This window comes from Methylophaga sp. UBA2689 (assembly GCA_002354555.1).
GTDB lineage: Bacteria > Pseudomonadota > Gammaproteobacteria > Nitrosococcales > Methylophagaceae > Methylophaga.
This window is the reverse complement of record DELT01000048.1, coordinates 1-8,070: the sequence shown is the minus strand read 5'-3', so window position 1 is coordinate 8,070 and position 8,070 is coordinate 1. Positions and strand designations below refer to the sequence as shown.

General features: G+C 44.9%; 11 protein-coding genes. 8 read left to right on the top strand and 3 right to left on the bottom strand.

Annotated elements, in window-relative coordinates; all coding sequences use genetic code 11:
• Positions 1 to 582: EAL domain-containing protein (locus B3M51_RS05255; RefSeq protein ID WP_292757339.1), on the top strand; the 582-nt coding region annotated here is incomplete at its 5' end.
• A gap of 38 nt (positions 583 to 620) precedes the next feature.
• Here B3M51_RS05255 and B3M51_RS05250 read toward each other — a convergent pair.
• Genes B3M51_RS05250 through B3M51_RS05240 form a run of 3 tightly spaced genes read right to left on the bottom strand, consistent with a single transcriptional unit; the run spans position 621 to position 2,293 of the window.
• Complete coding sequence (locus B3M51_RS05250) at positions 621 to 1,157, bottom strand: DNA-deoxyinosine glycosylase (RefSeq protein ID WP_292757337.1); 537 nt, start codon at positions 1,155 to 1,157, stop codon at positions 621 to 623.
• A 4-nt stretch (positions 1,158 to 1,161) separates the two neighbouring features.
• On the bottom strand, positions 1,162 to 1,605 hold the full coding sequence (locus tag B3M51_RS05245) for a DUF3465 domain-containing protein (RefSeq protein ID WP_292757335.1): 444 nt from the start codon (positions 1,603 to 1,605) through the stop codon (positions 1,162 to 1,164).
• On the bottom strand, positions 1,598 to 2,293 hold the full coding sequence (locus B3M51_RS05240) for a heterodisulfide reductase-related iron-sulfur binding cluster (protein ID WP_292757333.1): 696 nt from the start codon (positions 2,291 to 2,293) through the stop codon (positions 1,598 to 1,600). Before B3M51_RS05240 ends, B3M51_RS05245 begins: the two co-directional genes overlap by 8 nt.
• A gap of 443 nt (positions 2,294 to 2,736) precedes the next feature.
• Between B3M51_RS05240 and B3M51_RS05235 the strand changes: the two genes are divergently transcribed.
• From B3M51_RS05235 to B3M51_RS05205, 7 genes are all read left to right on the top strand, one after another.
• Positions 2,737 to 4,395 (top strand): nitrite/sulfite reductase, encoded by a 1,659-nt coding sequence (locus B3M51_RS05235; RefSeq protein WP_292757331.1) that lies wholly within the window; start codon positions 2,737 to 2,739, stop codon positions 4,393 to 4,395.
• Complete coding sequence (locus tag B3M51_RS05230) at positions 4,379 to 4,861, top strand: DUF934 domain-containing protein (protein WP_292481557.1); 483 nt, start codon at positions 4,379 to 4,381, stop codon at positions 4,859 to 4,861. Before B3M51_RS05235 ends, B3M51_RS05230 begins: the two co-directional genes overlap by 17 nt.
• Positions 4,862 to 4,873: 12 nt before the next feature.
• On the top strand, positions 4,874 to 5,749 hold the full coding sequence (locus B3M51_RS05225; RefSeq protein WP_292757329.1) for a symmetrical bis(5'-nucleosyl)-tetraphosphatase: 876 nt from the start codon (positions 4,874 to 4,876) through the stop codon (positions 5,747 to 5,749).
• A gap of 69 nt (positions 5,750 to 5,818) precedes the next feature.
• Complete coding sequence (gene ribE / locus B3M51_RS05220) at positions 5,819 to 6,301, top strand: 6,7-dimethyl-8-ribityllumazine synthase (protein WP_292357787.1); 483 nt, start codon at positions 5,819 to 5,821, stop codon at positions 6,299 to 6,301.
• Entirely contained in the window at positions 6,302 to 6,763 is a 462-nt protein-coding gene (gene nusB / locus B3M51_RS05215) for a transcription antitermination factor NusB (RefSeq protein WP_292357789.1), read from the top strand.
• Positions 6,764 to 6,810: 47 nt separating this feature from the next.
• Positions 6,811 to 7,785 carry a thiamine-phosphate kinase gene (thiL, locus tag B3M51_RS05210; RefSeq protein ID WP_292357791.1) on the top strand — a complete coding sequence of 325 codons (975 nt, stop codon included), beginning with the start codon at positions 6,811 to 6,813 and terminating at the stop codon, positions 7,783 to 7,785.
• On the top strand, positions 7,769 to 8,070 hold a 302-nt coding region (locus B3M51_RS05205; protein WP_292757327.1), incomplete at its 3' end, for a phosphatidylglycerophosphatase A family protein. The genes thiL and B3M51_RS05205, both read left to right, overlap by 17 nt.

Below are 8,070 nucleotides of genomic sequence, written 5' to 3'. Positions count from 1 at the left end.
AATCAAGATAATCGCTATCGTTTTGACCAGGCCTGTCGGGTCAAAGCCATTAAACTTGCAGCAGAGCTCAATATTCAGAGCAAACTCAGCATCAACTTTATGCCCAATGCGGTTTATAAACCCGAGCTGTGTATAAGGACAACGCTGGAAGCTGCTGAAATCTACAATTTCCCCATCGAACAGATTATTTTTGAAGTAACGGAAGGTGAGCAGATAAATGATCACGCTCATCTGCAGGATATTATTCAGTCTTATCAGCAACAGGGATTTATCACGGCGATAGATGATTTTGGTGCCGGTTATGCCGGTTTGAACTTACTGGCAGATATGCAGACCGATTTGGTAAAGCTGGATATGGCTTTGGTACGCAATATTCATAATGATAAAGTCCGGCAGACCATTAGCCGCGGTATCATTGCCGTTTGCGATGATTTAGGTATTACTGTGATTGCGGAAGGTATCGAATCTGCAGATGAACTGCACGTTCTGCAAGAGATGGGAATTGAATTATTCCAGGGATTTTATTTTGCCAAGCCAAGTTTTGAATCTTTAGCAACAGTATCATCTGATTGGTGGCGCTAGGGTTTATTGATCTTCCATAGCCCCAGCAATGGTGACTATTAAGGAGTAACAGTCTCTAATAATGCCTGATGCCAAAGCTGTTGTTTAGTTTCATAGTTCATAGCGGCATGCGCCGGACTAGTCGAGGGGAGCCTTCGATATAACAGTGAAATCCCCGCAGCTTCCAATTGTTTTGCCGCATAGCGTTTGAAGACCTGATCTGCTTTACCACCGTTAAATAAGATCTGTTTTATTGATGGATAACTTTGCAGAAATGCAACAAAATCATTGGCAATCATCGACTCCGTTTCAATATGCTGATCCAGGCTTCCCGGTCGACGACAACTCTTCAATACATCCCACACAGCACTCTGCTGCTGTTTTAATAATTCACAGCGTTGCGAATAGTCTAACTTCTTCGAAGGACCATACAAAGATGTAATGATTGGCCAGAACGCATTGCGCGGATGGGCGTAATAACGCTGCTGTTTTAATGATTCCATTCCTGGCATGGAACCTAGAATAAGGATTTTCGGCGTTGTGCCAACAATCGGTGGAAAGCTGGTGGCAAGTTGCAGAATCTGTTTATCTTCCATAGCCTTACTGATAGAGCTTGTCCTGATGTTTTATCCATCCATGCGGGTGACGGTTTGCCGGATCATGATGGGTCCAGTGAATTAAGCCGCCCTGATCATTCCAGATATATTCGCCGTAAACCCGGACTTCATCACCCTCACTGATATCGTCTATTCTTGGTGCCAAATCGATATTGTGAACAATTAACAGGGTGTGTCCGCTGGCTAACTCAATAATAAAACGTTGATGTCGGCTACCTTCGTTGTCATCGGTAAGTAGCCGGGTGACTGTACCCGACACCTCAATTTGAACATCACTTTGCCGTTGTTCAATCAGCTGTTCAATATTACTTGTCGGTGCGGGGGTATTATTCTGCTGTGCGGGCTCATAAAAACTGCCCATAAAGATCAGAATGACAAAGCCAAATATGATCCACACTCGCTGTTGCATACGCTTTGGTTTAGACATTATCGATTTGCTCCGCCAATAGCTCAATCCAATGGTTTACCGGCTGTTCTTTACTGGAAAGGTGCAGTTGACAACCAATATTCGCCGTAACAATTTTATCTGGTTGTGCTGCTTTAAGTGCATTAAGTTTATGTTGGCGTAATTGTTGAGAGAGTTCTGGTTGTAATAAAGCATAACTGCCCGCCGAACCGCAGCAAATATGCGCATCACTTACTACTGGCGTGGTGTAGCCAAGTTGTTGCAAAATACTTTCCACCACACCGGAAAGCCGTTGACCATGCTGGAGCGAGCAGGGACATTGAAAAGCAATACTGTTGCCAGCGCCAAGGTTTTTCCAGGCAGATAAATCTTCAGCAGCAATTACTTCAGCAATGTCTTTGCATAAGCTGCTTACTTTCGCGGCTTTTGCAGCATAGGCTTTATCATTGCGCAGCAAATATCCGTACTCTTTTACTGTGCTGCCACAACCACTGGCGGTCATGACAATGGCTTCACAGCCTTGTTCAATATAAGGCCACCAGGCATCAATATTCTGTTGCATTTGCAGTGCGGCTTTTTTTTCTGCAGATAAATGCTGGGCCAATGCACCACAACATCCGGCTGTTGGTGCTTCCAGCAAACTGATTGCCAGTTTATCCAATACTTTTGCCGCGGCCAGATTGGTTTGGGGGCTGCTGACAGATTGCACACAGCCTGAATTTGCTCAACGGTATCGGGCAAAAAAGTCAACAATGGTAGCTGTCGATAAGCTGACAGAGCATCACACTCAAACGATATTTGAGATTCTTTGCTGGAAAGAATCGCAGCTTCCGGAAGAAAGGCTTGCAACGCTGCAATTAATTGCACTTTTTTCATTTGCGTAATATGGCATATTTTAAAAACTGTAGTATCTGCAAATGACCATCAGTTTCCAACCTGGCTGGAAGTGATGCATTTATCGCAGAAGGTATTGATTTCCAGTTTTTTATTTCCTCCAGTCTATTATTATTATCGATGAATCATGGACTGACTTGGTTAGCTTTAGTGGCTTTTTTGATGGGCAATTAATAACGATATAGCCATTTATAATTTCCTGTTATATGTCGTCATCGTTATAATGTGCGGTCCATTGAAACCGTTTAGAGACCATAAATGTATCAGTACGATAAGTATGATCAAACGATGATAGATCAGCGGGTAGCTCAATTTCGCGATCAGACACGTCGTTTTCTTGCCGGAGAATTGACTGAAGAGCAATTCCGTCCGTTACGCCTGATGAATGGTTTGTATATTCAAATCCATGCTCCGATGCTACGAGTCGCTGTTCCTTACGGCATGATGTCATCCCGCCAGGTTCGCAAAATTGCAGAAGTTGCACGCCGCTACGATAAAGGCTTTGTGCATTTCACCACGCGACAGAATTTTCAAATGAACTGGCCTAAACTGGAAGACGTGCCGGATATTCTGGCAGAGCTGGCCACGGTCCAGATGCATGCCATTCAAAGCAGTGGTAATTGCATTCGTAATACCACTTCAGATCAGCTTGCTGGTGTGAATGCCAATGAAATAGAAGATCCACGCCCATGGGCTGAGATGATTCGACAATGGTCTACTTTCCATCCTGAGTTTGCTTATTTACCGCGCAAATTTAAAATTGCTGTCGTAGGCTCAAAAGAAGATCGTGCAGCAACCAAGTTGCATGATATCGGTTTACATCTGGTGAAAAATCACGAAGGTGACGTTGGCTTCGAAGTACTGGTAGGCGGTGGTTTAGGTCGTACACCAATCATTGGAGAACAAATTCGTCCTTTCCTGGAAAAACAGGATCTATTGTCATATCTCGAAGCAATAGTGCGTGTTTATAATCGCCTGGGTCGTCGTGATAATAAATATAAAGCCCGTATCAAGATCACTGTTCGTGAGCATGGTATCAACCACATCCGCGAATTGGTTGAGGCTGAGTGGGTACATATTCGCGATCAGTTAAAACTGGATACAAAAGAAATTGAACGGGTAAAACAGTATTTTACTGAGCCAGCTTACGAACGTGATGCGGCTGATTCTGATAGCAGTTTTGCTGATTTAGTAGCGCAAGACAAAGAATTTGCCCTTTGGGTTAAACAAAATACTGCCGAACATAAAGTACCAGGCTACAGTGCAGTCTATGTTTCATTGAAAAAACCGGGCCAAGCTCCAGGCGATATTACTTCTGAACAACTTGAAGTGGTAGCGGATTTAGCTGATGAATTCAGCTTTAGTGAAGTGCGTTCCACTCACACTCAAAACCTGGTGTTTGCTGATGTGAAACAAGCGGATTTGTATGCCTTATGGCTGCGCCTCAATGCAGAGGATTTGGCTACACCAAATATTAATACTCTGACCGATATTATCTGCTGTCCCGGACTGGATTATTGTGGTCTGGCCAATGCGACTTCTATCCCGTTATCCAAAGGGATTGCTCAACGGTTTGATGATTTGGATTATCTGCATGACCTGGGTGATATCAAAATCAAGTTTTCTGGCTGCATGAATGGCTGTGCCCATCAAAGCGTCGGACATATTGGTATTCTGGGTGTCGATAAGAAAGGCGAAGAGTGGTATCAGTTTACTCTGGGCGGAAGTTCAGAAGCAGATGCGTCACTTGGTGAGCGTCTGGGCCGGGCGATTCCAAAAGCGGATGTGGTCGATACCGTTGCCCATTTATTGGATGCTTATATCGATCTGCGCCATGAAGATGAGAGTTTTCTCGCGACGGTACGCCGGGTCGGCGTAGATCCTTTCAAGGAGCGTGTTTATGCAGAAGATCATTAAAGATCGCGAGATCGTTGACGACAACTGGCAGCATCTTGATGATGAAGCTGCCTTGGTTGCTGGCAACATTACGGTTTCAATAACCCGTTGGCAGGAACAACACGAAACGTTGAGTCAACACGAAGATGGTCTGGGCATTCGGCTTTCCGGCGACGACCCACTTGAGGAAATTGTGCCGGATTTGGCTCGTTTTCAACTGATTGTACTGCTATTTCCGGCATTTACTGATGGACGCTGTTATTCCTATGCTCGTCTGTTGCGTGACAGATATCAGTTCAAAGGTGAAATCCGTGCCCAGGGTGATGTGCTATACGACCAGCTGTTTTATATGTCGCAATGTGGCATCAACAGTTTTGAGCTGGCCAACCCGGACCATCTGACGCAAGCCCTGGCTGCATTCGATGATTTCAGTGACAGTTATCAGGCAACAGTGCTCAGACCTGTTCCGTTATACCGTCGCCGTTAATTCGTTAATCATATGGCTGTCTATGCAATTGGTGATATTCAGGGATGTTTTGATGAACTGATCAAATTACTTGAGGTTGTGAGATTTGATCCGCAGCAGGATCAAATCTGGTTAGCTGGTGACCTGGTTAATCGTGGTCCAAAATCGTTAGACACACTAAGGTTTGTGCAACAGTTGGGCGAGCAGTCAGCAAAAGTCGTATTGGGCAACCATGATTTGCATATGCTGGCGCATGCAGCAGGGAATAATGAGTTCACTCATCGACTGGATACCATTGAACCGGTTTTAACCGCTGAAGACAGTGATGAATTAATTAACTGGTTACGCCACCAACCCTTGTTTTATCACGATAGGGAATTACAGTTTTCAATGGTGCACGCTGGCTTACCTCCGGAGTGGAGCATTGATGAGGCATTGGAAAGAGCCGCAGAAGTAGAAACGGTGCTTCAGTCTGATAACTGGCGTGAATTCTTTAAACATATGTACGGTAACAAACCCAAGCGCTGGTCTGACGAGTTAACCGGTTGGGATAGATTACGCTTCATTACCAATTGTTTTACCCGTCTGCGATATTGCCATGAAGATGGCAGTCTGGCGCTGAAATTTAAAGGTGCACCCAAGGATAAACCGGTGGATCAGAAGCCCTGGTTTATGATGCCCAATCGCGCCAGCGTCAATGACAAAATAGTCTTTGGCCATTGGTCACAATTGGGCACTGGTCAGTATGACAATGTGTTTTCATTGGATAGTGGCGCGGTCTGGGGCGAGCAATTAACGGCTGTGCGAATTGATCAAACGCCTTATCAGTGGACGGTTGTTGAAGCTGATGCCGATGGATTACCGCATACTGGCAATAAAACGGCTGCTGAAAAACAGCGCTGGCTGTAACTGACTGTTAGGCATTCATTTTTAAACACAGTACAATATCTTTTTTTCTCTTTTGGACATTTCTGAAATATGAGCAATATCAAAACCTTTTCAGGTGACTTTTCCGCAAAAGGCATACGAGTAGGTATCGTTGCAGGCCGTTTCAATGATTTTATTGTTGATAATCTGATTGCCGGTGCAGTAGATACATTATTACGTCATGGTGCAGCGGAAAAAGATATTGAAATTGCCCGCGTTCCCGGAGCAGTTGAAATCCCGCTGGCTGTGCAACGTATGGGTAAAACCGGTAAATATGATGCCATTATTGCATTAGGGGCGGTAATTCGTGGTGGCACTCCGCATTTTGAATATGTCGCCGGAGAATGTTCAAAAGGCCTGGGCCAATTGACGTTGCAACTGGATATTCCCATTGCTTTTGGTGTGTTAACCGTTGATACCATCGAACAGGCGATTGAACGTGCTGGCACGAAAGCCGGTAATAAAGGTGCTGAAGCAGCGATGGGCATGATTGAAATGGTGAACGTGTTGCGTCAAATCGGAGCTGCCAAGTAAATGGCTGGTGGACTGCCCAGAACTCAGGCTCGACGTGCTGCTGTGCAAGCGCTTTATCAATCTTTGGTCAATAATCAGGCTCCTGAGAAAGACACAATGGATTTTGTCATGGCGGAATACGCTAATAAAATCGACAAAAACTATTTTCAACTTCTGGTGGAAGGTGTTACCAAAGAAATCGATACCATTGATGCCGAACTGACCCATGCGGTAGACAGAAGTTTAGCCACTGTTGACCCTGTTGAGATTTCAGTATTACGTCTGGCCGTTTTTGAATATATGCACCGTCCGGATATTCCGTATCGCGTGGTCTTGAATGAAGCCGTTGAACTGGCCAAATCATTTGGGGGTGAACAGGGCCATAAATACGTTAACGGGGTTCTCGATAAAATGGGCGCCCGTTTACGCCAGCCAGAATATCAGGCTGCCAAAGCCGCTCGCGCTCAGAAAAAAGCGAATTGATTAACTGCCCCGAAAAGATAAAACCATCCAGACGGGGCTTTTTTTGAATGAAACCTTCTCCCGAATTTTCACTGATTCAGCAGTATTTCCATGCGTTAACGACTCATCGCGAAGATGTGATTGTGGGGATCGGTGATGATTGTGCCGTTTTAAACAATCCTCAGGATACCTATACGGCAGTTTCAATTGATACCTTGGTACAAGGCATACATTTTTTTGCCGATGTTGATCCGTATCGTCTGGGTATCAAAGCTCTGGCTGTCAATCTCAGTGATCTGGCCGCTATGGGTGCTCAACCTGCCTGGTTCACTCTGGCCTTAACCTTGCCTGAAATCAATGATGACTGGTTAAAACAGTTTTCAGCCGGCTTGGCATATATCGCTAAAAAATATCAAATCCAGCTGGTGGGCGGGGATACCACCCGTGGTCCATTAACCATTACCATTCAGGTGCATGGGCATGTAGCCAAGCAAAATATATTGCAGCGTAGTGCTGCTGAATCAACCGATTTGATTTGTGTAACCGGATGTCTGGGGGATGCCGCCGCAGGGCTGCAGTTTAGATTGGGGCAACTAGAAACAGGATTGTTAACTGATACAGATTTTGAATATCTATTACAACGGTTGGAAATGCCGACACCGCGTAATCAAATAGGTCAGCAACTGGTCGGCAAAGCACATGCGGCGATTGATATTTCAGATGGTTTATTGGCTGATTTGAATCATATACTTAATGCGAGTGGAAAAGGGGCAAAGCTGGATATATCTGCTTTACCATTTTCTGATGCCTTAAAAAAATTGCCCACAGAAATGGCAACGCAACTGGCTTTGACGGGTGGTGATGATTACGAATTATGCTTTACCGCGACGGCGGGCAATGTGGCGAAACTTAAACAACAGTTTCCTGAGATGATTCAAGTGATTGGTGAAATCACTGAAGATGTAGGTATGTTTTATCAGAATGCCCAAGGTGAATGGCAGGCATTCTCAGAAATAAAGGCAGGCTATGACCACTTCGCATAATAAGGTCACTTTTTCACAGTTGCTCAAAAGACCAGCCTGTTTGCTGGCCTATGGCTTTGGTTCGGGATTATCCCCCAAAGCACCGGGCACCATGGGTACATTAGTCGCATTACCCATCTACTGGTTGATACAAGATGTCGGGCTGTTAAGTTATTTACTCATTACGGTAGTTGCTTTTATCGCCGGGATCTGGATTTGTCAGCAAGCAGTAAATTGGCTTGAAAAGGACGATCCTTCTGCTGTGGTATGGGACGAAATTGTTGGTTATCTGGTGACGATGATTGC